Raw genomic sequence first — 24,304 nt, forward strand, 5'->3', positions numbered from 1 at the left:
CATCGTCTCGTCGACGCGATGCATCGTGATCGAACGCGTGATGATCGAGCGCGTCGCAGGTCGTTCGGTTCTGTTTTAGCGAAATGCGAAGGGGCGAACATCTCAGTCACCGGTCCGGCAGGTACGCGATCGGGAAGGGGCACGTCACGTTCCATTCCACGGCCGTGTGCTGTGCCGGCCAGCTGGAACCGGGGCCGGTCGGGGAGAGAAGTGGGGCGGCGGGGCTGGGCGCGCGGCCGGTTGGCAATCCCCGCCATCCCCACCATATCTGGCATAATTGACCGCCGGGGACCGCAACCGCTTGGCCATTGTGGGGCGATGTGATAACGCTCTGAAACCAGCTTCGACCGCCACTCGTGACCGTCCGCATCCTGCCTAAGGGCTTGCGGCGGTGGAGATATTTCGCCGATGACCTCATCCACCAAGACCGCCTCCGCGCCCGATTCCTTCTTCACGGCGACCCTCGCCGAGGCCGATCCCGAGATCGCTGCCGCGATCAAGGGCGAGCTCGGCCGGCAGCGCCATGAGATCGAGCTGATCGCCTCCGAAAACATCGTCAGCCGCGCCGTGCTGGAGGCGCAGGGCTCGGTGATGACCAACAAATACGCTGAGGGTTATCCGGGCGCGCGTTACTACGGCGGTTGTGAGTGGGTCGACGTCGCCGAGAACCTCGCGATCGAGCGCGCCAAGAAGCTGTTCGGCGCGCAGTTCGCCAACGTCCAGCCGAACTCCGGCAGCCAGATGAACCAGGCGGTGTTTCTGGCGCTGCTGCAGCCCGGCGATACCTTCATGGGTCTCGACCTCGCCGCCGGCGGCCATCTCACCCACGGCTCGCCGGTCAACATGTCCGGCAAGTGGTTCAAGGCCGCGCACTACACCGTGCGCCGCGAGGACCAGATCATCGACATGGATGAAGTGCAGAAGCAGGCCGAGATCGCGAAGCCGAAGCTGATCATCGCCGGCGGCTCGGCCTATTCGCGCGCCTGGGACTTCAAGCGCTTCCGCGAGATCGCCGACTCGGTCGGTGCGTATCTCCTGGTCGACATGGCGCATTTCGCGGGCCTCGTCGCCGGCGGCGTGCATGCCTCGCCGGTGCCGTACGCCCACGTCACCACCACGACCACGCACAAGTCGCTGCGCGGTCCGCGCGGCGGCCTGATCCTCACCAATGACGAGACGCTCGCCAAGAAGCTGAACTCGGCGATTTTCCCCGGCCTGCAGGGCGGCCCGCTGATGCACGTCATCGCGGCCAAGGCGGTCGCGTTCGCCGAGGCGCTGCGGCCCGACTTCAAGGTCTATGCCAAGAACGTGGTCGAGAACGCCAAGGCGCTGGCGGAGACGCTGCGCGGCCACGGCCTCGACATCGTGTCCGGCGGCACCGACAACCATCTGATGCTGGTCGACCTCCGGCCGAAGGGGCTGAAGGGCAACGTCTCCGAGAAGGCGCTGGTGCGCGCTGCGATCACCTGCAACAAGAACGGCATTCCGTTCGATCCCGAGAAGCCGTTCGTGACCTCGGGCCTGCGGCTCGGTACGCCGGCTGCGACCACGCGCGGCTTCGGCGTCGCCGAATTCAAGCAGGTCGGCGGTATGATCGCGGAAGTGCTGAACGCGCTGGCGCAGTCGCCCGACGGCAAGGCGCCGCTGGTCGAGGCCGCGATCAAGGAGCGCGTCAAGGCGCTGACCGATCGCTTCCCGATCTATTAAGAGGTAGAGGTCTCGTCGGATGCGTTGTCCGAGCTGCAATTCTCTCGATACGCAGGTCAAGGACTCGCGTCCGACCGAGGACTCCGCGGTTATCCGCAGGCGCCGCGTCTGCATGGCCTGCAATTTCCGCTTCACGACCTTCGAGCGGGTGCAGCTGCGCGAGCTCACCGTCATCAAGCGCAACGGCCGCCGCGTGCCGTTCGACCGCGACAAGCTGGTGCGCTCGCTGCAGATCTCGCTGCGCAAGCGCCCGGTGGAGTCGGAGCGGGTCGAGAAGATGGTGTCGACCATCGTGCGCGAGCTCGAAAGCGGCGGCGAGGCGGAGGTCTCCTCGGAGGCGATCGGCGAGATCGTGATGGAGCATCTGCGCCAGCTCGACGATGTCGCCTATGTGCGCTTCGCCTCGGTCTATCGCAATTTCCGTGAGGCCAAGGACTTTGAAGCCGTGCTCGACGAGCTGACCGGCGAAGAGGACCCGCGGCTCGCGACGCTACGCAAATGATCTTCCGGATTCTGGAAGACCAGTTCGCGCAGAAAGCCAAAGAGGCCAAGGAAGCAGCCAAGGCGGCCGATCTGCGCTTCATGCAGCTTGCGCTCGCGCTCGGCCGGCGCGGGCTCGGACGCACCTGGCCCAATCCAGCGGTCGGCGCCGTGATCGTCAAGGATAGTGTGATCGTCGGCCGCGGCTGGACCCAACCGGGCGGCCGCCCGCATGCCGAGGTCGAGGCGCTGCGGCGCGCCGGCGAGGCGGCGCGCGGTGCCACGCTCTACGTCACGCTCGAACCCTGCTCGCATTTCGGCCGCTCGCCGCCCTGCGCCGACGCCGTCGTCGCGGCCGGGCTTGCGCGCGTGGTCTCGGCGATCGAGGATCCCAATCCGGAGGTCGGCGGCAAGGGGCACGCCAAGCTGCGCGCCGCCGGAATTGTCGTCGATGTCGGGCTGTGCCAGGCCGAAGCCGCGCATGACCATGCCGGACACTTCCACCGCATCCGCGACCAGCGCCCGCATGTGATCCTCAAGCTCGCGGTATCCGCCGATGACAAGATCGCAGCCGGCGGCCACAAGCCCGTTGCGATCACGGGCGAGGCCGCGCGGACCCGCGTGCATCAGCTGCGTGCGCAGAGCGATGCGATCCTGGTCGGCATCGGCACGGTGCAGGCCGATGATCCACTGCTGACCTGCCGGCTCCCCGGCATGGCGGCGCGCTCGCCGGTGCGGGTCGTGCTCGACCGGGCGCTGCGGATCTCCGGTGACAGCCGCCTGGTGCATTCCGCCCGTGAGACGCCGCTCTGGGTGGTGACATCAGATATGGCGGAGGCGCCCGCCGCGGTGAAGCTCGGCGCCGCCGGTGCGCAGGTGATCCGTGTGGCTGCGAGCGAGCCCGCGGGGCTCGATTTGCCGGCCGTCTTGCATGCGCTGGCGGAGAAGGGGATCACTCGGCTTTTGGTTGAGGGCGGCGCGCGCGTGGCAAATTCTTTCGTGGCGGCAGGTCTTGTCGATGAAATCTGGCTGTTGCGCGGGCCTGACGCGATCGGTGCCGATGGCGTTCCCGCGCTGGACGCATTGCCGCTGGACGCAATCACGCAGTCGCCCGCCTTCGCCCTTCGTGCTAGCGAAACCCTCGGCAAAGACAGTCTCAATATCTACGAGCGTGCGTAATGTTTACCGGAATTGTCACCGATATCGGTGAGATCGTAAGCCTGAAGCCGGTCGCGCAGGGGCAGCTGCACCGGCTGCGGATCGCTTGCGACTACGACCAGACCACGATCGCCGATGGCGCCTCGATCGCCTGCAACGGTGTCTGCCTCACCGTGGTCGCCTCCGGCACCGCCGACGGCAAGACCTGGTTCGACGTCGATGCCGCGGCCGAGACGCTCGGCATGACCACCGCCAAGTACTGGGGGCAGGGCGGCCGGCTCAACCTCGAGCGCGCGCTCAAGATCGGTGACGAACTCGGCGGTCACATCGTGGCCGGCCATGCCGACGGCATCGCCACCATCGTCAAGCGCGACGACCTGCCCGACATGGCGCGGTTCGAGCTTAGGACCACCCGCGAGCTGGCGCGTTTCATCGCCACCAAGGGCTCGATCACGCTGGACGGCGTGTCGCTGACCGTGAACACGGTCGACGATGTCACGTTTTCGGTGCTGATCATCCCGCACACGCTCAGTGTCACGACCCTGAGCGGCTGGAAGGCCGGCAGCGAGGTCAATATCGAGGTCGATCTGATGGCCCGCTATGCTGCGCGGCTGTCGGAGATGAAATAGGCTCGGCCTGGGATTGTCCCGGAGACGGGCGTCCCTATCTGGCTTATTCGCCTCGGGCAATTTCCGGCCGGTTGGCCTATGCGTTACCGGCGACACCGGCCTGAAAAATCAGGCTGATCGCGGTGACATCCGGGCCAGTATTGCCCTTGGCTTTACCGCCTGCTGCGCCTAAAACGCTGCACAAATCCTCCCCAAGTTCCGATTGGTATTGCAATGGCTGACGCGCGGCGCGCACCCCTGAAGGACCAGACCGACATCGCAGGCGCACGCGTGCTGATCGTCGAGGCCCGGTTTTATGACGACATCCAGGATGCGCTGCTGGAAGGCGCGCTGGCCGAGCTGAAGGCGGCCGGCGCCGGCCACGACGTGATCACGGTGCCGGGCGCGCTGGAGATTCCGGCTGCGATCGCGATCGCGATCGATGCCGCCGCGGCGAACGGCAAGCCTTATGACGCGGCGATCGCGCTCGGCTGCGTGGTGCGCGGCGACACCATCCATTTCGAGATCGTCTCGCAGGAATCCTCGCGCGGCCTGATGGATCTGGCCGTCAGCCGGAAATTCCCGCTCGGCAACGGCATCCTCACCGTCAACACCGAGGCGCAGGCCTGGGCGCGGGCGCGCGCCAGCGAGCTGAACAAGGGCGGTGACGCGGCGCGCGCGGCGATCGCGATGCTGCGGATCAAACGCCGCCTGGCGAAGGCCTGATCATGGCTGACAGCAACAAACCCGGCAAAGCCCCTGAGCGAAAAGCCAACCGGCGCGGCGCGGCCCGGCTCGCCGCCGTGCAGGCGCTCTACCAGATGGACATCGGCGGCGCCGGGATCAACGACATCTTCGCCGAGTTCGAGAGCCACTGGCTCGGCAACGAGGTCGAAGGCGAGACATATCTGCCGGCGGAAGCCGCGTTCTTCCGCGACGTCGTCTCCGGCGTGGTGCGCGATCAGGCCAAGCTCGATCCGCTGATCGACGAGGCGCTGTCGAAGGGCTGGCCGCTGAAGCGGATCGACGCGATCCTGCGCGCGGTGCTGCGGGCCGGGTCCTACGAGCTCGAGCACCGCAAGGATGTGCCCGGCCGCGTTGTGGTGTCCGAATATGTCGACGTCGCGCATGCCTTTGTCGAGAAGGACGAGACCGGCATGGTCAACGCCGTGCTCGACCAGATCGCGCGCCAGTTCCGCGGCGACGAGTTTGTGCGGAGCTAGGTGGAGACATATGATTGCTTGACCGTCACCCTGAGGAGGCCGCGTAGCGGCCGTCTCGAAGGGCGACGGCCCGGCTGGGGCCGTGCATCCTTCGAGGCTCGCTCCGCTCGCACCTCAGGATGACGGGTCTCGTATCGTGTCGCAGAGCGATAAACACACCTCCGGCGAAGACTCCCTCATCGCGCGCTATTTCAAGCCGCTGGCGACCGATCCGGGTGCGTTCGGTCTCGACGATGACGCCGCCGCGCTGCGGGCGGCCGGCGAGGACATCGTCGTCACCACGGACGCCATCGTCGAAGGCGTGCATTTCCTCCCCGATGATCCGCCCGACACGCTGGCCCGCAAGGCGCTACGGGTGAACCTCTCCGACATTGCGGCCAAGGGGGCGACCCCGGCGGGGTTCGTGCTGACGCTGGCCGTGCGCAAGGTCGATGAGGCCTGGCTGAAGCCGTTCGCCCGGGCGCTCGGCGATGACGCTGCCGATTTCGGCTGTCCGCTGCTCGGCGGCGATACGGTCTCGACGCCGGGGCCGCTGATGATCTCGATCACCGCGTTCGGCCGGCTGCCGCAGGGCAAGATGGTGCATCGCGCAGGCGCACAGGCCGGCGACCGCGTGTTCGTCACCGGCACCATCGGCGATGCCGCGCTCGGTCTTGATGTGCTCCAGAATGGGACGGTTGCGGCGGCGCTGGCCGACGACGCGGCGGGCCGGGATTTTCTGGCCGCCCGCTACCGTGTTCCGCAGCCGCGCAACGCGCTGGCCAACGCCGTCCGCGTCCACGCCAGTGCGGCGATGGACGTGTCCGACGGTCTCGCCGGCGATCTGGCCAAGCTTTGTGCAGCCAGCGGCGTGACGGCCGTGATCAACGTGCCGAGCATCCCGTTGTCATCTGTGGCCGCGGGCCTGCTCGCGCGCAAAGCGATCGGGATCGAGAGCCTGGTTGCCGGCGGCGACGACTACGAGCTGCTGTGCGCGGTCCCGGGCGACCATGCGGACGCCTTCCTGCGGGAGGCGCGGCAGGCCAAGGTTGCGGTGACCGCGATCGGCGGCCTCATTGCCGGTTCGTCATCGCCAAGCTTCCTCGACGGGCAGGGGCGGGAACTGGCGCTGAAGCGGCTGTCCTACAGCCATTTCTAGAATTCCCGCGGCGTTCCGCACCGCTTATCCGTCCAAATCGCTGCAGCCACGGGCAAAGCTCGTTCCCTAGCGCTTCCGTCGATCGAGCGAATGGCGTGTGCTGGATTCCGCGTGGTGATGCCGGCCTCCACCCGCGTTCCGGCATTAGCAACTCGGCGTCTCAAATTGCGGACCTAGCCTCGAAGCGTACGCAGCGCAATTTCTCCTCAGCGAAAACGTCTCAAGCTAGGAGCAGAGAAAATGAAGTTGCTGCACATCGACACGAGCATCCAAGTCACTGGATCCCTCAGCCGCGAAATGTCGGCCGCGACGGTGGAACGTCTCAAGCAAGAAATTCCAGGTCTGGAATTGCAATACCGTGACCTGGCGCTCGAGCCCCTTCGGCACCTGACTGGCCGCGTCTTCGCGGCGCATGCCCAGGATGTGGACACCGGCGACCTTTCCGAAACCGAGCGAAATGACATCATCGAGAGTAAGAGCGCACTCCAAGACTTCCAGGCTGCTGATATCGTCGTGCTGGGCGTTCCCCTCTACAATTACTCGGTCCCGAGCACGCTCAGGGCTTGGATCGACAGGATCGTCGTGTTCGGCAAAACATTCCGTTATGCCGGTCCCAACCAGCCCATCGGTCTTGCGGTAGGAAAGCGAGTGATCGTTGCCCTCGCGCGCGGGGGCTACTACGCAGAGGGATCAGCGGGCGCAGAACATGAGCACGCCGAAACCTACCTGAGGTCGGTCTTCTCGCTGATTGGCATCAATAACATCGAGTTCATCATTGCCGAAGGTGTGGCGGTCGGTCCGGAGTTTCGAGAAACCGCGCTGCGCGGTGCGCTCGACGCCATACAGGCATTGGCCGCTTGATCTGCTCGCGACGGCAATTGCGAGGGCCGTCGCCTGATTGGAACTAGCGGTTGTGCCGCTGGACAAAGTTTACGCGTCGGTACCGCTCATATCGAGTGGTGCCGCCGCGGCTATCGCTCTTGCCGAACGTCGGGTCTTCTTGGACTTGAGATGCTTTTGGCATGCATCCCATTCGACGTCTCGGCCGAGACGTTCCTGAAGCAGATCAGCGAGTACCTTTACCTTCGACGGCATCGCGCCCGCCATCGGCGGTCGCACGAGATAGAGCCCGGCTTCTGGGCAAGGATAATGTTCGAGGAGGGGCACTAGATCGCCGGAAAGGAGGCCCGGTCCAATGAGGAACGACGGCAGCATAGCGATTCCGAGACCCGCCAGCGCGGCGGTGAGCAACGCTTGGCTATTGTCCGCCATGAAATGGCCCTGCGGGCGCAGGGTCACGACATCGGTCCCGTTCAGAAATCGCCACGGGTGATCGGCATGGACGAGTGCAACATGTCGCCCGATATCATCTAGCCCCTCCGGGGCGCCATACGCCTCGACATAGGCCGGGCTGGCAACAACACCGCTTCTGATCGGGGCAATCCGCGTCGCCAGCAGTGTGGAATCCGGCATTGCACCGATCCGCACCCCCACGTCGAAACGCTCACCGACGAGATCAATGAGCCGGTCGCTATAGAAGGCGTGAATGCGTAGTTTCGGGTGGCGAATGCCAAGTTCGGCCAAAAGCGGCGCGAGATGAGACTGTCCGAACGACAAAGGTGCTGCAATCCGCAGCGTTCCTCTCGGCTCGTCCTTCGCGGTCATCGCATCGCGAGCAGCCGCCATCTCCGCGATGATGCGGTCGGCATAGGCTTTGAAGTTTGCACCTTCTTCCGTCAGCAGGACGCCGCGTGTGGTGCGCACAAATAGGGTGATGCCAAGGGAATCTTCGAGCCGAGCCAAGCGGCGACTTAGTATCGACTTCGACAACCCAAGACGGCGCCCGGCCGGTGTCAGCCCGCCCGCATCGGCGACCTCGGCGAATGCCGCAAGATCCTCTAGATCAATCACGCGTTCCTCATTGCGCAACACTGCTTGGCCCAATGGTGATGTGGCGGATCGATTTTTGCAACTTTTACTTTGGTCATGATGGTGAGATCGCTGCAGGCTGCTCCGGCACATACGCCGCGACCCCACCGATAATGAAAGCTCCGGAGCTTTGGTGTTTCAGGCCGGGGAACCTGCTTTGCCTCGATTGGCGGGACCAATTTGTAGGGGATCAACTTTGTCACGGCGGCAATAGCTGCCGATATCGGCCTTTTCGGCCACAGGTGGCGTTGCACAGCGGTAACGATTTTGGCAAGGTCGCGCCCGATTTGAGGCAATCCGTTTTGGGGAGGGTTGTCCTCGCAAAATAAGCGCCTGCCGCGCCCTAGCGGCACAAATAGGCGCGGGGGTTACATCAAGGATCTGAGGCAACATTCAATGACAGCTTTATGGTTGATTGTGCTCTGCGGGGCGCTTTCCATCGTCTACGCGATCTGGGCGACCCAGTCGGTCCTGAACGCGGATGCGGGTAATCCGCGCATGCAGGAAATCGCAGGCGCGGTGCGCGAGGGTGCACAAGCCTATCTGCGGCGGCAGTACACCACGATCGGCATCGTCGGTATCGTGATCTTCGTGGTGCTGGCCTACTTCCTCGGCCTGCTGGTGGCCGTCGGCTTTGCGATCGGCGCCATCCTCTCGGGCGCGGCGGGCTTCATCGGCATGAACGTCTCGGTGCGCGCCAACGTCCGAACCGCGCAGGCGGCGACCACCTCGCTCGCCGGCGGCCTCGAGCTCGCCTTCAAGGCGGGTGCGATCACCGGCATGCTGGTTGCCGGTCTGGCGCTGCTCGGCGTCACCATCTACTTCATGATCCTGGTCAAGTTCATGGGTCTGGAAGCGGGCAGCCGCACTGTGGTCGATGCCATGGTGGCGCTCGGCTTCGGTGCCTCGCTGATCTCGATCTTCGCCCGTCTCGGCGGCGGCATCTTCACCAAGGGTGCAGACGTCGGCGGCGACCTCGTCGGCAAGGTCGAGGCCGGCATCCCCGAAGACGATCCGCGCAACCCGGCCACCATCGCCGACAATGTCGGCGACAATGTCGGCGACTGCGCCGGCATGGCGGCGGACCTGTTCGAGACCTATGCGGTGACCGCGGTCGCCACCATGGTGCTCGCGGCGATCTTCTTCGCCAAGACCTCGATCCTGGTGAACATGATGACGCTGCCGCTCGCGATCGGCGGCATCTGCATCATCACCTCGATCATCGGCACCTTCTTCGTCAAGCTCGGCGCCAGCCAGTCGATCATGGGTGCGTTGTACAAGGGCCTGATCGCCACCGGCATCCTGTCGCTGATCGGCGTTGCCGCCGTCATCAACTGGCTGATCGGCTTCGGCAAGCTCGATGGCGTCGAGTACACCGGCATGTCGCTGTTCTGGTGCGGCGTGGTTGGTCTTGCCGTCACCGGCCTGATCATCTGGATCACCGAATACTACACCGGCACCGACTACCGCCCGGTGAAGTCGATTGCGGCCGCGTCCGTCACTGGTCACGGCACCAACGTGATCCAGGGCCTCGCGGTCTCGATGGAGGCGACTGCGCTGCCCGCGATCGTCATCATCGCCGGCATCCTGGTCACCTACAGCCTTGCCGGCCTGTTCGGCATCGCGATCGCAACCGCCACCATGCTGGCGCTGGCCGGCATGGTCGTCGCGCTCGACGCCTTCGGCCCGGTCACCGACAATGCCGGCGGCATCGCCGAAATGGCGGGACTTCCAAAGGAAGTGCGCAAGTCGACCGACGCGCTCGACGCGGTCGGCAACACCACCAAGGCGGTGACCAAGGGCTACGCGATCGGCTCCGCCGGTCTCGGTGCGCTGGTGCTGTTTGCGGCCTATAACCAGGACCTCAAATTCTTCATCAGCGACGCCAACGCCCATGCCTACTTCAAGGGCGTCAACCCGGACTTCTCCCTGAACAATCCGTACGTCGTGGTCGGCCTGCTGTTCGGCGGCCTGCTGCCGTATCTGTTCGGTGCGATGGGCATGACCGCCGTCGGTCGCGCCGCCGGCGCGATCGTCGAGGAAGTGCGTCGTCAGTTCCGTGAGAAGCCCGGCATCATGCAGGGCACCGACAAGCCGGACTACGGCAAGGCGGTTGACCTGCTGACCCGGGCGGCGATCAAGGAGATGATCATCCCCTCGCTGCTGCCGGTGCTGTCGCCGATCGTGGTCTACTTCCTGATCTACTTCATCGCGGGCGGTGGAGCGGATGGCAAGTCGGCAGCATTCTCCGCGGTCGGCGCCATGCTGCTCGGCGTCATCGTCACGGGCCTGTTCGTCGCGATCTCGATGACCTCGGGCGGCGGCGCCTGGGACAACGCCAAGAAGTACATCGAGGACGGCCACTACGGCGGCAAGGGCTCCGACGCCCACAAGTCCGCGGTGACCGGCGATACCGTCGGCGATCCCTACAAGGACACGGCGGGCCCGGCGGTAAACCCGATGATCAAGATCACCAACATCGTGGCGCTGCTGCTGCTGGCAATCTTGGCACACTAAGTTCTTGGCGCACTAGCGGCGCGCAACGAACGAATGCAAAACCCCGCGGTGCAAGCCGCGGGGTTTTTATTGGAGGAATCGTAGGGTGGATTAGCGAAGCGTAATCCACCGGCAGCTCCAACCGGAGCGGCGGATTACGCCTTCCGCCTTCGCCCGTTGAGCCAGGGCAGACCTAGTCGGCTAATCCGCCCTACAACGCGATAACCAGACGCAGACAAAACGGAGATCAATCGATGTCGCTCTCATCCGCCAAGAACTACGCGCTGCGCGCCGCCAAGTCGCAGGATCAGAAGGAGGCCATCGAGCTGCTGTCGCAGGCGATCATGGAGCTGGCGATGTCGATCGAGGCAACCGACGCCAAGGTCAAGAAGATCAACAAGTCGTCGTAGCTGTGACGGCGGCGGTCACTTGACCTCCATCTGGAGCCCTTCCTTCTCGATGATGGCGGCGAATTTCTTGGTCTCGGCATCGACGAAATCGGTGAACTGCTGCGGCGTGCCGTAGTCGGCGCGCGCGCCCATGCCACTGATGTTCTTCCTGACGTCGTCGCGCGCCAGCATCGCCTTGATCTGGCGGTTCAGCTCGTCAACCACGGGCGCGGGCGCGGTCTTCGGCAAGAACACGCCGAACCAGGACGCGACGTCGAATTTGGCCAGTTCCGGCGCGCCTTCGCGCATGGTCGGCAGATTGGGCGCGGACTCGCTGCGCTCGGGCGTGGTGACGCAGAGCCCGTTGAGCTTGCCGTCCTGCACCTGGGGCAGCGACGGGTAAAGATTGTCGAACAGGATCTGGATGTCGCCGGCGAGCGCGGCCTGCAATGCGGGACCGGCGCCGCGGAACGGCACATGCGTCATCTTCAGCCCGGTGAGCTGCAGGAACCAGGCGCCGGTGAGGTGAGGGCTCTGTCCGGTGCCGGACGAGCCGTAGGTGAGCTTGTCGGGGTTCTTCTTCAGATAGGCGATCAATTCGGGGATCGACTTGATGCCGGTCGACGGATGCGCCGAGACGATGTTCGGGATCCGGATCATGTTGGAGACGGCCTGCAATTGATCGGCCGTGTAGGTCAGGTTGCGGAAGATACTGAAAGCGATCGCGTTGGGGCCGGGATTGCCGATCAGGATGGTGTGGCCGTCGCCCTTGCTGCGCGCGACCTCCGCGGTGCCGATCGTGCCGCCGGCACCGGAGCGATTCTCGACCACGACCGACTGGCCCCAGAGCGGCTGCAAATGCGCCGCCAGCAAACGCCCCATCACGTCGGTCGAGCCGCCAGCCGCGGCCGGCACGATGATGCGAACCGTCTCGCTCGGCCGCCAGTCGCCGGCGCCGAGACTGGCGCGCGGCAGGATCGATGCGGCCGCCAGCGCCGACGCGCCCGACAATACCGTGCGACGGGAAAATCTCTTGGCTCTCACGCGCTTGCCCCCTGCTCAGGCTTCTTGTTTGTGAGCAAGCCTAGGGGACCGCTTGCCTGTCGGGCAAGCGCGACAACTTGGCGCAGAGGCTGAGGTGTTGGACTCTCGTTTGACGCGTTTTCTTCACGCGAACCGGGAGTCCACTTCGCTCGAAAACGCTCTAGTTAAAGCTCAGCAGCTTGAAGAGCGGGGTCAGGTAGGACATTTCCTGGCCCGACGTCGGCGTGGTGCGGCTCACGAAGTCGAAGATCTTGCCGTCCTTCAGGCCGTAATTGGCGAGCCGGCGCACCTGGCGGTTCTTGTCGAAATAGACCGCGATCACGCGCTGGTCGACCACCCGCTGATTCATGAAGGCAACCGGGCGCGAGGTCCGCTGCGAGATGTAATAGAACACCTCACCGTCCAGCGTTGCGACCGTCGAGGGCGTGCCGAGCACGATCAGCACCTGATCCTGGCTGGCGCCGATCGGGATCTGCTCCAGCGCGCCGTCGGGCAGGATGTAGCCCTTCTGGAACTGTTCGCCGGTGCAGCCGCCGAGGGCGGCGGAGCAGACGAGGCCAACCACCGCGAGGGCGCGGAAGCGCGAAAGGAACCCACGCGCGGAAGCCGCGCGAGACTGTCTGGGAAGGGTGTGGTTCATCGGCGGATCTGATCCGTCCTCTTGCATCGGCCGGGGCATTGACGTACCGGGCAGCTCAATGGATTGCAATAACGCCGGGCTCCAACGGGCGACCCCTCAACAGGCGTCCCTCGCGGACCGGCAGCCGGAACCCGTCATGCTTTGGCCGTTCAATCACTTCAGAAAACCCCGGGTGCCCGCGCGCAGCACCATTGAGACCATCTATGGCATGATCGTGACGCAGGCGCGAGAACCGTTATTTTACCGTGACTTGGGCGTTCCCGACACGGTTAATGGGCGTTTTGACCTGCTTCTGATGCATCTGTGGCTGGTGTTGCGGCGACTCAAATCCGCAGACGGCGGCGTGGAATTGTCGCAGGCGCTGTTCGATCATTTCTGCATCGACATGGACGACAATCTCCGGGAGATGGGCGTCGGCGACCTCACGGTGCCCAAGCGCATGCAGGCGTTCGGAGAGGCGTTCTACGGCCGCACCGCGGCCTATGATCTGGCGCTGACCGATGGCGACGAGGCCTTGGCCCAGTCGTTCTGCAAGAACATCCTCAATGGCGAGGGCCTCGACAAGGCGCGCGAACTCGCCGCCTATGCCCGGGAGGCGATGGCGGAATTGGCGCGCGCCGACCTCGCGGCGCTGACCAGGGGCGCGTGGCGCTTTCCGGCGCCGCAGGCTGCGGGGACTGCGGCATGAGCGGTGGGACAACAGGGCGGCCCGAAGCGTCACGCGACCGCGACCCTTGGCGCGTGCTGGTCAACGTCGCGCAGATCCCCGAGACCGGGCTGCATCGCGAGATCGCAGCCGATGAGGCGACGCGCAAGGCAATCGCCGAGATCGCGGAGCTGCGCGACGTCATCTCCGCGCATGCGGAATTCGATGTGCAGCCGAAGCGCGACGGCAGTTACCACGTCACCGGCCAAGTTCAGGCCCGGATCGGGCAGACCTGCGTGGTGACGCTCGACCCGATCGAGAATGAGATCATTGAGCCGATCGATGTGGTGTTCGCGCCGCCGGAGCAGATCCCGGAAATGGCCGACCTGGTCGACGACGCCGGGGATAGCGACGAGGAAACGCCGGATCCGCCGGAGCCGATCACCGGCGGCTTCATCGACATCGGCCGGCTCGCCACCGATGCGCTGTTTCTCGGCATCGACCCCTATCCGCGTAAGGCGGATGCGGTGTTTGAACAGGAGGTTGAGGCGCCTGATCCGGAAAATCATCCCTTCGCGGCGTTGAAGGCGCTGAAGGACAAGCCGGACGGCAAGAAGCCCAAAGGCGGCCGTTGAGCGAAGCCGAGGGCCGCCGGCGCCAACATTTGAGGGGATGGCTTGCCTGCGCCGTTGCGCGAGCGGCGTTCGGCGTCACTTCAAATAAGTGTCATAATATTTTGAAGTACAACGCGTTTCTGGTATTGTTGGGTGGCGTTGCGTGACGGTTCGGCAACTCCATCCTTTGCGGTCAAGAGGTTGTGCCGGACCGTGGACACGCTATTGTCGCGGCCCGGCCGGGACCCGAATTGGTGTTTGGCCGCGCGCCGTTGACGGCGGTGACTTCAAGCTCGCGGTCTTCGTCTGAAGGGCTGTGGGAGAGCAGGCTTCCGGGACGTACATGCCTCAAAAGGTTCGTATCGCGCTTGACGCCATGGGGGGCGATGTCGGCGCATCCGTCGTCATTCCCGGCGCCGCGATTTCGTTGAGCCGTCATCCCGACAGCGAATTCCTGCTGGTCGGGGACCGGGCTCAGATCGAGCCGGAGCTCGCCAAGCATCCGGCGTTGAAGGCGGTATCGAAGGTGATCCATACCGACGTCGCCGTGAAGAATGACGAGAAGCCGAGCCAGGCGCTGCGGCGGACCCGCCGCGCCTCGTCGATGTGGCTTGCGATCGACGCGGTGAAGCATGGCGAGGCCGATGTTGCGGTCTCCGCTGGCAACAGCGGTGCGCTGATGGCGATGGGCAGCCTCAATCTGCGGACACTGCCCGGCGTCGACCGCCCGGCGCTCGCCGCGGTATGGCCAACGCTGCGCGGCGATTCCGTGGTGCTCGATCTCGGTGCGACGATCGGCGGCGACGCCCGTCATCTGGCGACGCTGGCGGTGATGGGCAGCGCGATGGCGAGCGTGCTGTTCAACCTCGAACGGCCGACCGTGGGCCTGCTCAATATCGGGTCCGAAGAGATGAAAGGGCACGGCGAAATCCGCGAGGCGGCCGAGCTGCTGCGCGCGATGAACTCGAGCCAGTTCAACTATATCGGCTTCGTCGAGGGCGACGCGATCGGCAAGGGGCTCGCCGACGTCATCGTGTCGGAAGGTTTCAGCGGCAACATCGCGCTCAAGGCCGCCGAGGGAACCGCGCGCCAGATGTTCACGCTGCTGCGCGAGGCGATGTCGTCGAGCTGGCTGGCGCGGATCGGCTATTTGCTTGCCCGCGGCGCGTTCCAGAAGCTGCGCGACAAGCTCGATCCCAACAAGTCGAATGGCGGCCTGCTGCTCGGCCTGAAGGGCGTCGTGGTCAAGAGCCATGGCGGCACCAACGCGGAAGGCTTTGCCTATGCGGTCGATGTTGGCTATGAGATGGCCCACTTCGATCTCCTCACCAAGATCAATCAGATGTTAAATCGCGACGGCAATGCGCTGGTGCAGGCGCAGACCGCGCAGGAGGCTGTCTCGTGACTGCGATACGTTCGGTAGTGCTCGGCTGCGGCTCCTATCTGCCGGAGCGAGTTTTGACCAATGCCGAACTGGCCAGTCGGATCGACACGTCTGATGACTGGATCGTGCAGCGCACCGGCATCAGCGAGCGCCACATCGCGGCCGATGACGAATTCACCTCGCATCTCGCCATCAACGCGGCGCGTGCCGCGCTCGCCGACGCCAACATCGACGCGCAGTCGATCGACCTGATCGTGCTGGCGACCTCGACGCCCGACAATACGTTTCCGGCGACCGCGGTCGCGGTTCAGCACGGGCTCGGCATCAACCATGGCGTCGCCTTCGACCTGCAGGCGGTGTGCTCCGGCTTCGTCTTTGCGCTGACCACCGCGGATAATTTCCTGCGCTCCGGCTCCCACAAGCGGGCGCTGGTGATTGGTGCCGAAACCTTCTCGCGCATCCTCGACTGGAACGACCGCGGCACCTGCGTGCTGTTCGGTGACGGCGCCGGCGCGGTGGTGCTGGAGGCGCAGCAACATTCCGGCACCATCAGCGATCCCGGCGTGCTGACGACGCATCTGCGCTCCGATGGACGCCACAAGTCGAAGCTGTTCGTCGATGGCGGTCCCGGCTCGACCAGGACGGTCGGGCACCTCCGGATGGAAGGCCGCGAGGTATTCAAGCACGCCGTCGGCATGATCACCGACGTGATCGTCGATGCGTTCAATGCCACCGGGCTGAACGCCGACGACATCACCTGGTTCATTCCGCACCAGGCCAACAAGCGAATCATCGATGCATCGGCCCACAAGCTGCATATTGCACCGCAGAAAGTGGTCTTGACGGTCGACAAGCACGGCAACACCTCGGCGGCATCGATCCCGCTGGCGCTGTCGGTCGCCGTGAAGGACGGGCGCGTCAAGAAGGGCGATCTGGTGCTGTTCGAGGCGATGGGCGGCGGCTTCACCTGGGGCTCGGCGCTCGTGCGCTGGTGAGTGCCGCGCCAGCGAGCATCGACAGGTTGCGGTGTGTTTCATGCGTCAGCATGCTGGACGCTGTTGACCATTGCGCGCTAAGCTTTTAATTTCAGTCAAGAAATTGTTCGCCGAGAGTGCGGGGCAGGCGATGACCACGGGAACTGGAAAAACGGTAACACGCGTCGATCTGTGTGAGGCGGTCTACCAAAAGGTAGGGCTGTCGCGTACGGAATCATCGGCGTTTGTCGAGTTGGTGCTGAAGGAGATCACCGATTGCCTGGAAAAGGGCGAGACGGTGAAGCTGTCTTCGTTCGGCTCCTTCATGGTGCGCAAGAAGGGCCAGCGTATCGGCCGCAATCCGAAGACCGGCACCGAGGTGCCGATCTCGCCGCGGCGCGTGATGGTGTTCAAGCCGTCGGCGATCCTGAAGCAGCGGATCAATGGCCATGTCGTCACCAATGGCGACGGCAGCAAGGCCGACTAGCGCGTTTTCAAGCGAAGTGGATTCCCGGTTCGCGTGAAGAAAACGCGCCAAAACTAGCATCCTGGGCCCCGTTCCGATTCAATCGGAACGGAAAAGGTGCTGGGCATTGAAGCCAGAGGAGCGGGCATTTGGACAAGGCGCCGGATGCGTTCCGTACCATCAGCGAGGTCGCTGACGAACTCGATATTCCCCAGCATGTGCTGAGATTCTGGGAAACGCGCTTCGCGCAGATCAAGCCGATGAAGCGCAGCGGCGGACGCCGCTATTATCGTCCTGACGATGTCGACCTGCTCAAGGGTATCCGCCGGCTGCTCTACGGCGAGGGCTACACCATCCGCGGCGTGCAGCGGATCCTGAAAGAGCACGGCATCAAGTCGGTGCAGGGCATCGCCGACCAGACCGCGGCCGTCTCGTTCGGCGCGGTCGAGGAGGCGGTCGGCAACAGCATGGCCGAGCCGGACGAGCACGACGGCAATGACGGCCTCGATTTCGACGGCGAGGAGGGCGACGGCGACGAGCAGGGCATCGACTACCGATTCGTCGATCCCGACGAGGATCCGATCCTGTCGACCTACAAGGCGCACGCCCAGCCGGGCAAGGCCGCTGCGCAGCCCGGGAAGGCGTCCGCTGCGGCGCCGCCGGTGCGTCCCTCCGTTCCCTCGGTCGATCGGGAGCGGCTCGAACGCGTGCTGCAGGAGCTGGTCGCCTGCCGGCAGATGATCGATGCGGCGATGAAGGACGGCTGAGCCAAGGAAACCATGACGGGAACCGGGCTCCGGATTGCTCCCCTTTAAGGGCCCGCGCGCCTTGCGCGAACGCAGGATCGCAGCTAATGGAACGGCATCGGAGCGTGGCGCAGCCCGGTTAGCGCACTAGTCTGGGAGACTAGGGGTCGGAGGTTCAAATCCTCTCGCTCCGACCATTTTTCAAAAGCAGGATTGATTCTCGAAATCGTGTAGCCGGTTGCGATCAGTGCACTCGTTGCCGTTTAGCCACCGGTTCTGTTCGCCGACTTGTCTCCGAGGCACGGGGACGAAGCCGCCGATCCGTCCCTTGGTCGACAATTCGGATCGGTAGCGCGAACCAGCGGCCAATAACTTGCGGACCGCGGGTCAGAAGCCGCGCGAGGTTCGTCTTCGGGGCGAGCATCGCCTCGGCCCGTTGGACGTCGGGGCACTAGACAAGGTGCCAGTCGCTGCCGACATCGGGCAGCATCGCATAGGCGGTGGGGTGGGTGCCGTTCATGGTCCAGATCGCCGGCGTGCCGCTGTCGTCCTGCCAGAGAATATCGGCTTTGTGGTCGCCATTGAAATCGGCCGCTGCCGAGACATGCCATGTCGGTCCGACGTTGGACAACATCGTATAGGCGCTAGGCTGGCTGCCGTTCATAGTCCAGATCGCCGCCGAGCCGTTGTCGTTCTGCCAGAGGATATCGGCCTTGCCGTCGCCGTCGAAATCGGCAGCCGCCGCGACATGCCATGTCAGCCCGACATCGGACAACATCGTATAGGCGCTAGGCTGGCTGCCGTTCATAGTCCAGATCGCCGCCGAGCCGTTGTCGTTCTGCCAGAGGATATCGGCCTTGCCGTCGCCGTTGAAATCGGCCGCTTCCGCGACATGCCATGTCGGCCCGACATTGGACAACATCGTATAGGCGGTAGGCTGGGTGCCGTTCATGGTCCAGATCGCGATCGATCCGTCGTCGTTCCGCCAGAGGATATCGGCCTTGCCGTCGCCATTGAAATCGGCTGCCGCCGCGACATGCCACGTCGGCCCGACATAGGACAGCATCGTATAGCCGGTGGGCCGGTTGCCGTTCATGGTCCAGATCGCGGTCGAGCCGTCGTCGTTCTGCCAGAGAATATCGGCCTTGCCGTCGCCGTTGAAATCGGCTGACGCCGCGACGTGCCACATGGTGCCGACATCGGACAGCGCAGTCCCATTCGTGACCGTGCTGCCGGACATTGTCGTCAGCGTCGGCAAGCCATCGTCGTTCTGCCCAAGAATGTCGGCCTTGCCGTCGCCGTTGAAGTCGGCCGCCGACGCGCCATGCCACTCGGAGAAGGCTGGTGTGACGACAGTGAGCGTCGCGGCAGGCTGGGTGGTGCTGAAAGCGACGTTGACGTCTTGGCCCGCATGAACGCCGTCGAGCAGGGCGACGGTGGTCCAGTGCGTGCCATTGGCCGAGCCATCCTGGTCGATTTGCAAGATGGTGCCCGTCGTCCCCCTCCCGGGTTCGAGCACTCGGACAAGGCTGTCGACGGGGTCGCCCGCCGACAGCAGTGCCGAGAAATCGAAAGTGTCGCCTTCGGTCGAATCGAATATCCCGCTGTTGCCCTGGTCGTAATCGAGGATGTGATAGACGATCCCAGACGGCGGTTGCGAGTCGAACACGAAGGTGTCGGCGCCACCTCCGCCCGACAGCACGTCGGCCACGGCCGAACCGAGGATTATGTCGTCGTATGGCGATCCGCTAACGTCCTGAGTGGTGGCAGTGATGATGTTGCCGTCCAGCGTGTAGTGGTCGAAATTGTAGGCAGCAAAGATGTCCCCCGGCGCGTCGGTAATCACATTGTCGGAAGCGTTGATGTTGCTGAAGCTGGCTGCTCCGGGGTCAGTGGTGTTTTGGAGCAAGATGGCAAAGCTGGACGATGGATTTAGATTGATCTGATTATCCGCGACGTCGACATCATGGAGACTTTGCGGATTGTCTGCAGTCGCGCTCGTATAATCCGGGTCCCCTGCCATCTGGTCGACCGCGTACAGCCTTACGCCAACCATGACGTCGGCGTAGGTATTCTTTTGTATCTCGATCTCTCCGAATGACCGTGGGCCTGCCAAGCCAATCGAAGTCCCGAAGGTGGCGTTGTCTACGGTGTTGTTGAATACTTGGATGTTCGTGTTCTCGCCTTCGACGTCTCCGTAGTTGGGCGAGGGAACAGATCCCAGGTTTATCGCCGCACCGCCGATGTTTGCGATTGTGTTGCCGGAAATCAGGACGTTATCGCTGCTCCAGGTCTCGATGCCTTCCTGACCGCTCGTCGGCACGAAGCCATCGACGTGATTATCAAGAACCTGGATGTCATGGCTCAGCACGAGCCAGATGCCGTAGTTGTGGGCCTCGTTGAGCAGCACTTCGCAGCCGGCAACTACGCCGTTCGAGCACTGAACGGCCGTGATGCCATTGGTCTCGGTATCGTTGGTGTGTCCGTCGACGGTAAGGCCCTGGACGGTGAAATTATCGACCCCTACAGCCAAGATGATGGGGGAGCCGTCCGGATACGCCGCGGTTGTTTGGAGGATGGTTTGACCTGCACCCGCGCCTTTGAGAGTCACATCACTGTCGGTAATCGATATGCTTGAGTCTACGGAATAGGTTCCCTGTAACACGGAAACAGTGCCGCCGCCTGCGGCGCCGACGTCAGCAAGCGCCTGGTTGATCTCGTCATCTGCCGTGCCGGAAACGATTCGATCGGCGCCGGATCCAGGCAAACCAACTGTAAGGTCCATGACACGACCCCTCAAGCCGAGGTGCTCCCATCAAGATGATCCGACTTGCGACCCGGGCAGAGGGAAGCGGTATGCCCCGGCACATCAGCGTTACAGGCCGTTCAAACTGCGTGTTGGCCTTCATCTGGTCGGGTGATTGGTTCTGAAATTGAACAGAGCAGACTATCCAAAAATGAACAGAGCAAGACTACCCAACGGCATATTGCGAGATAAGCCATGTCAGATAGCCGATGTTGACCGGTGAAAAGAGCATCGCAGCGCTCTCGATCGCAATACCGGCGCAGGCGGCACCGCTGCATGCGTTCAGATTGCTCGAGAGGAAATGACCGCATGCGAAAAGGCCAAGGCCGAGCGATATGATGCGTCTGCCTTCGGTTCCGTATGAGATCGTATCGATTCCATCGACGACAGCAGACAATACTTTGACGATCGCAGTTAGGATCTCGTCCAGCGTTCTCCCGATGGCATTCAGGATGGTGCCGAGCGCTCCGCCGATGGCATCGAGTATCCCTTTAAGCCCCAGGGTACGCGACCACCAGATAGGCCAAAGGCCGGTGCAAACGATCTGCTTGATGCCCACAGGGCCAGCGCGAGAAAAAGTTCCGAATGTAGCCAGTGCGCCGATTCCATAAATCGCACCGACCGCGATGCTAGTAGACATGAAAATATCCATCGGGATGCCCCATCCCGTGCTGCCAAAAACACTGTAAAAATCTGACTTGTATCAACTTTCAGGCGAGGTCAATACCGCTTTTGAAGGGGGCAATTCTGTAGGTCCCATGGACAAAGCGGAACCTTGCTATTGTGCGACAGTGAGGATCGCCTCGCGAAGGCTTCCATTTTTTTCTGCCGGGCGGCAGTTTTATCTTGTGATTCCAAAACCGAAGATCACGCTTATTGGAGGCTGCGATAGGAACTGCTGCGGTGCGGTTCCATGATCGAACAGTCCCGGCGCTAACGGGCGGACGACGCCTTGACGCGCGGCCCAAGCGCGTACCCCGGCGCTGAGGTCGTCTGTTTTTTTGGGCCAACGAAAAGCCCCGCGATGTGGGTGCCTGTCAGTGAAACCGTCACTGTCTGCTTTACGTATTCAGCCTGCTCGTGGGTTCATCGCTGAAGCGGCCATGCTTTGGCCGCGCAGGCCCCTTCCGGGGAGCGGATCGGGAACGACAAGGTGTGGCTGACTCTATTTCGACAATTCAGAATATTCGGCGTTATTTGCGCGGCGCCGCCGCCGCTTCAGCCCTCGGCATCCATCGCAACGATCAGGCACGCCTTTTCGAGGCGGTTGGTCAGCATCGCAAGCTTGCCGGTGAATTCGGCCAGTTCAGGCTCGCTGAACTCCTCGAACACGGTTTTCTTGAACGCCTTGTGCTGCTCGGAAAGGCCAACGAGATGCTTTCGGGTCTTGTCGGTCAGCGACAGCCGGACCACGCGCGCATCGGCCGGGGAGGGCGAACGATGCAGGAGTTCCTTCTGCTCGAGCAGCTTGGACTGCGTGGTCACGAATGAGGGATCGACGTGCAGCAGCTTCGACACCACGTTGATCGGCACGCCGTCGTCCTTGTCGAGATCGGAGACGGCGATCAGAATCATCCATTGCGGACCGCTGACGCCAAGCGCCTTGCCCCAGATCTGGCGGACCCGTTCCAGATGCGAATTGATGGATGAAATCTCGAGCGTAAATCGCTTGATGAGATCGAGATGTTCGATGGCGCGTTGCCGCGTCGAATCCTTCCTTGTCACTGACACAGCTTCCCTCTTCCCTAGGTGCCGACTCAGCTTTGCGCTGATTTATTTCTTGGTTTCCCGCCTTGGCGGTCGAATTTTTCTCGTAAGCCCTCAACGAACGCAAGTGAACGTAAAGTAATTATAACGGGCGCGTGAAGATTCGACGAAATAGGGTGTGACAAGTTTTCTCAGGTAGGTAAAGGGGTTACCACCAGCGTTGCCGGCGAGACACAGTGTGGCCGCATTCGCATTCCTGACTTTATAAACTATTTTGATTGGCGAACTCGCCCATGCATATTGAACCCGGCGGTAGGGGAATCTCGATCGTCCCGTTGCGGTGATCGTTCAAGTCCGTCGCACACCACAGATTGATCTGAGGGTGCGAGGTTTGGGGAAAACGGTCTTGGACAATGCGGGAGGATCACAGGGCGCTCGCAGCCTTGGACTCTCCGCATATGAGCAACTTGGAGGTTTAATATGAAATTGGCGAAGAGCCTTATTCTGAGCTCGGCTGCTGCGCTGGTCGCGGTCGGCGGAGCACAGGCGGCCGATCTTCCCGTCAAGGCCAAAGCGGTCGAGTACGTGAAGGTTTGCTCGCTGTATGGTCCGGGCTTCTACTACATCCCCGGCACCGACACCTGTATCAAGCTGGGCGGCTTTGTTCGCGCCGACGTGGTCGTCAACGGCAACAGCGTCTACGGCCCGAACGTCAACGGCGCCAGCGGTGCCAACAACCGTTTCACCAACGGCTACACCTGGCGTTCGCGTGAAGACCTGAACGTCGATACGCGCACCGCGACCGAGTACGGCGTGGTCCGCACCTATTTCGACGCAGTGTTCACCTGGACCTCGGACACCTACACCGGCCAAGGCAACGGCTCGTCGATCTACTCGGCGATCGGCACCTCGGCGGCGCCGAACAATGCCTCGTCGGGTGGCGTTGCTGCCGGCTCGGTCGGCGTCTACTACGCCTTCATCCAGTTCGCCGGCTTCACCATCGGTAAGGCGGTCTCGCAGTTCGCTGCTCCCTGGAACGGTTATCCGGGCAACAACTACGACGGTCTCGTCGGTGGCGTGAGCACCACCAACGGCATCAACCAGTTCACCTACACCGCGCAGTTCGGCAACGGCGTGTCGCTGGCTCTGTCGGCGCAGGACCAGGTTGCCTACATGCAGGCTGGCGTGAACAACCTCTCGGTGGGCGGCGCTTACGGTTCGAGCGACTACGCCGGCACGATCGCGCCGGACTTCGTCGCTGCACTCAAGGTCGACCAGGCTTGGGGTATCTTCCAGGCGTCGGTCGCCGCGCATGACAACCATGCTGCCTACTACGGCGGCACCGAGCTGACCGGTCATCCCGACGACAAGTGGGGTTGGGCTGGTGCACTGGCCCTGTCGATCAAGAACATCCCGACCGGACCCGGCGACACCATCAACATCCAGGGCGTCTACACCGACGGTGCGACCCGTTACAACATCCAGGAACTGGCCAGCCAGTTCAGCTCGGTCGCCATCTATGGCGGTTCGAACCTGCCCGGCGTCTATCAGAGCGTTGGCTTCGGCACGGCACCCGACACGGTGTTCGGTCTGAACGGCCAGCAGCAGTCGATCAAGACCTGGGGCTTCCGCGGTGCGTACACCCACAACTGGGATCCCTACTGGAACACCAGCTTGTACGGTGCATACGCTGCGGTCATGTACAACGACACGGCCAAGTCGCTCATCTGCGGCGTTGGCGGCGTCGGTGGCACCTTCCGCACTGCTTTCGCTGGCGGCGCCGGCGTGACCAGCTGCAACCCCGACTACAACATCGGGCAGATCGGCCTGATCACCCGTTGGACCCCGGTCAAGAACCTGACCTTCTCGGCAGACGTGACCTACGTCCATCTCGATCAGAAGTATGCCGGCACGATCACCACCTCTTCGGCTGGTATCGGCAAGCCCAGCGCGACCTACGAGCTGAAGGATCAGGACACTGTCCAGATGCTCTTCCGCGCTCAGCGCAACTGGTAATACCGGTTGATCTGATCACGATCCAACAGAACCCCGGCAGGCAACTGCCGGGGTTTTTGTTTGGGAAATAGCAGCCGCGGAAGATGCGAGCGTTGTTCGGCGAAGTGGATGCCGTGGGCGTGAACAAAGAGCG

At 63.2% G+C, this 24,304-nt stretch carries 23 protein-coding genes and 1 tRNA gene; 18 read left to right on the top strand and 6 right to left on the bottom strand.

The features are described from left to right. Nucleotides 1-408: 408 nt before the first annotated feature. From glyA to JQ616_RS07475, 8 genes are all read left to right on the top strand, one after another. On the top strand, nucleotides 409-1,707 hold the full coding sequence (gene glyA / locus JQ616_RS07440; RefSeq protein WP_212013402.1) for a serine hydroxymethyltransferase: 1,299 nt from the start codon (nucleotides 409-411) through the stop codon (nucleotides 1,705-1,707). A gap of 19 nt (nucleotides 1,708-1,726) precedes the next feature. Beyond that, nucleotides 1,727-2,209 carry a transcriptional regulator NrdR gene (nrdR, locus tag JQ616_RS07445; RefSeq protein ID WP_016844999.1) on the top strand — a complete coding sequence of 161 codons (483 nt, stop codon included), beginning with the start codon at nucleotides 1,727-1,729 and terminating at the stop codon, nucleotides 2,207-2,209. After that, nucleotides 2,206-3,366, top strand: coding sequence for a bifunctional diaminohydroxyphosphoribosylaminopyrimidine deaminase/5-amino-6-(5-phosphoribosylamino)uracil reductase RibD (gene ribD, locus JQ616_RS07450; RefSeq protein WP_212013404.1), 1,161 nt, complete (start codon nucleotides 2,206-2,208; stop codon nucleotides 3,364-3,366). The genes nrdR and ribD overlap by 4 nt, the downstream gene beginning before the upstream one ends. After that, nucleotides 3,366-3,974, top strand: a complete 609-nt coding sequence (locus JQ616_RS07455; protein ID WP_212013406.1) for a riboflavin synthase — start codon at nucleotides 3,366-3,368, stop codon at nucleotides 3,972-3,974. The genes ribD and JQ616_RS07455 overlap by 1 nt, the downstream gene beginning before the upstream one ends. A 213-nt stretch (nucleotides 3,975-4,187) precedes the next feature. Then, on the top strand, nucleotides 4,188-4,679 hold the full coding sequence (gene ribH, locus JQ616_RS07460; RefSeq protein WP_212013408.1) for a 6,7-dimethyl-8-ribityllumazine synthase: 492 nt from the start codon (nucleotides 4,188-4,190) through the stop codon (nucleotides 4,677-4,679). Nucleotides 4,680-4,681: 2 nt separating this feature from the next. Beyond that, a complete protein-coding gene (gene nusB, locus JQ616_RS07465; RefSeq protein WP_212013410.1) occupies nucleotides 4,682-5,176 on the top strand; it encodes a transcription antitermination factor NusB in 495 nt (164 codons plus the stop codon). 136 nt (nucleotides 5,177-5,312) lie between these two features. Then, complete coding sequence (gene thiL / locus JQ616_RS07470; protein WP_212013412.1) at nucleotides 5,313-6,314, top strand: thiamine-phosphate kinase; 1,002 nt, start codon at nucleotides 5,313-5,315, stop codon at nucleotides 6,312-6,314. Between the two features lie 240 nt (nucleotides 6,315-6,554). After that, a complete protein-coding gene (locus tag JQ616_RS07475; RefSeq protein ID WP_212013414.1) occupies nucleotides 6,555-7,175 on the top strand; it encodes an FMN-dependent NADH-azoreductase in 621 nt (206 codons plus the stop codon). Nucleotides 7,176-7,244: 69 nt separating this feature from the next. On the opposite strand, the gene JQ616_RS07480 is transcribed toward JQ616_RS07475, so the two are convergent. Next, nucleotides 7,245-8,222, bottom strand: coding sequence for a LysR family transcriptional regulator (locus JQ616_RS07480; RefSeq protein WP_212014730.1), 978 nt, complete (start codon nucleotides 8,220-8,222; stop codon nucleotides 7,245-7,247). A gap of 417 nt (nucleotides 8,223-8,639) precedes the next feature. Here JQ616_RS07480 and JQ616_RS07485 point away from each other — a divergent pair, with 417 nt between their 5' ends. Both JQ616_RS07485 and JQ616_RS07490 read left to right on the top strand, forming a co-directional pair. Then, a complete protein-coding gene (locus JQ616_RS07485) occupies nucleotides 8,640-10,760 on the top strand; it encodes a sodium-translocating pyrophosphatase (RefSeq protein WP_212013416.1) in 2,121 nt (706 codons plus the stop codon). Between the two features lie 233 nt (nucleotides 10,761-10,993). Then, the gene (locus tag JQ616_RS07490; protein WP_212013417.1) at nucleotides 10,994-11,149 is read left to right on the top strand and encodes a hypothetical protein; all 156 of its coding nucleotides are present in this window, start codon (nucleotides 10,994-10,996) and stop codon (nucleotides 11,147-11,149) included. Between the two features lie 15 nt (nucleotides 11,150-11,164). Here the strand turns inward: JQ616_RS07490 and JQ616_RS07495 are convergent, their stop codons facing one another. Both JQ616_RS07495 and JQ616_RS07500 read right to left on the bottom strand, forming a co-directional pair. Then, a complete protein-coding gene (locus JQ616_RS07495; RefSeq protein WP_212013418.1) occupies nucleotides 11,165-12,172 on the bottom strand; it encodes a Bug family tripartite tricarboxylate transporter substrate binding protein in 1,008 nt (335 codons plus the stop codon). 160 nt (nucleotides 12,173-12,332) lie between these two features. Next, nucleotides 12,333-12,812, bottom strand: coding sequence for an outer membrane protein assembly factor BamE (locus JQ616_RS07500; protein ID WP_212013419.1), 480 nt, complete (start codon nucleotides 12,810-12,812; stop codon nucleotides 12,333-12,335). 136 nt (nucleotides 12,813-12,948) lie between these two features. Here JQ616_RS07500 and JQ616_RS07505 point away from each other — a divergent pair, with 136 nt between their 5' ends. From JQ616_RS07505 to JQ616_RS07535, 7 genes are all read left to right on the top strand, one after another. Beyond that, a complete protein-coding gene (locus JQ616_RS07505; protein ID WP_212014731.1) occupies nucleotides 12,949-13,500 on the top strand; it encodes a ubiquinol-cytochrome C chaperone family protein in 552 nt (183 codons plus the stop codon). Beyond that, entirely contained in the window at nucleotides 13,497-14,093 is a 597-nt protein-coding gene (locus JQ616_RS07510; protein WP_212013420.1) for a YceD family protein, read from the top strand. The genes JQ616_RS07505 and JQ616_RS07510 overlap by 4 nt, the downstream gene beginning before the upstream one ends. A gap of 322 nt (nucleotides 14,094-14,415) precedes the next feature. Then, nucleotides 14,416-15,477, top strand: a complete 1,062-nt coding sequence (gene plsX, locus JQ616_RS07515) for a phosphate acyltransferase PlsX (protein ID WP_212013421.1) — start codon at nucleotides 14,416-14,418, stop codon at nucleotides 15,475-15,477. Then, entirely contained in the window at nucleotides 15,474-16,451 is a 978-nt protein-coding gene (locus JQ616_RS07520) for a beta-ketoacyl-ACP synthase III (RefSeq protein ID WP_212013422.1), read from the top strand. Before plsX ends, JQ616_RS07520 begins: the two co-directional genes overlap by 4 nt. 130 nt (nucleotides 16,452-16,581) lie before the next feature. Beyond that, the gene (locus tag JQ616_RS07525) at nucleotides 16,582-16,917 is read left to right on the top strand and encodes an integration host factor subunit alpha (RefSeq protein ID WP_035631661.1); all 336 of its coding nucleotides are present in this window, start codon (nucleotides 16,582-16,584) and stop codon (nucleotides 16,915-16,917) included. Nucleotides 16,918-17,045: 128 nt separating this feature from the next. Beyond that, nucleotides 17,046-17,663 carry a MerR family transcriptional regulator gene (locus JQ616_RS07530; protein WP_212013423.1) on the top strand — a complete coding sequence of 206 codons (618 nt, stop codon included), beginning with the start codon at nucleotides 17,046-17,048 and terminating at the stop codon, nucleotides 17,661-17,663. 98 nt (nucleotides 17,664-17,761) lie between these two features. Next, nucleotides 17,762-17,839 (top strand) — tRNA-Pro (locus JQ616_RS07535). 254 nt (nucleotides 17,840-18,093) lie between these two features. Here the strand turns inward: JQ616_RS07535 and JQ616_RS07540 are convergent. From JQ616_RS07540 to JQ616_RS07550, 3 genes are all read right to left on the bottom strand, one after another. Further along, on the bottom strand, nucleotides 18,094-20,427 hold the full coding sequence (locus JQ616_RS07540) for an FG-GAP-like repeat-containing protein (protein WP_212013424.1): 2,334 nt from the start codon (nucleotides 20,425-20,427) through the stop codon (nucleotides 18,094-18,096). A gap of 187 nt (nucleotides 20,428-20,614) precedes the next feature. Next, nucleotides 20,615-21,100, bottom strand: coding sequence for a hypothetical protein (locus tag JQ616_RS07545; RefSeq protein WP_212013426.1), 486 nt, complete (start codon nucleotides 21,098-21,100; stop codon nucleotides 20,615-20,617). Between the two features lie 566 nt (nucleotides 21,101-21,666). Continuing rightward, nucleotides 21,667-22,179 (bottom strand): MarR family winged helix-turn-helix transcriptional regulator, encoded by a 513-nt coding sequence (locus JQ616_RS07550; RefSeq protein WP_212013428.1) that lies wholly within the window; start codon nucleotides 22,177-22,179, stop codon nucleotides 21,667-21,669. Nucleotides 22,180-22,635: 456 nt separating this feature from the next. Between JQ616_RS07550 and JQ616_RS07555 the strand changes: the two genes are divergently transcribed. Beyond that, a complete protein-coding gene (locus JQ616_RS07555) occupies nucleotides 22,636-24,171 on the top strand; it encodes a porin (protein ID WP_212013430.1) in 1,536 nt (511 codons plus the stop codon). Nucleotides 24,172-24,304: the final 133 nt, after the last annotated feature.

Source organism: Bradyrhizobium tropiciagri (assembly GCF_018130545.1).
In the GTDB taxonomy this organism is placed as follows: domain Bacteria; phylum Pseudomonadota; class Alphaproteobacteria; order Rhizobiales; family Xanthobacteraceae; genus Bradyrhizobium; species Bradyrhizobium tropiciagri_A.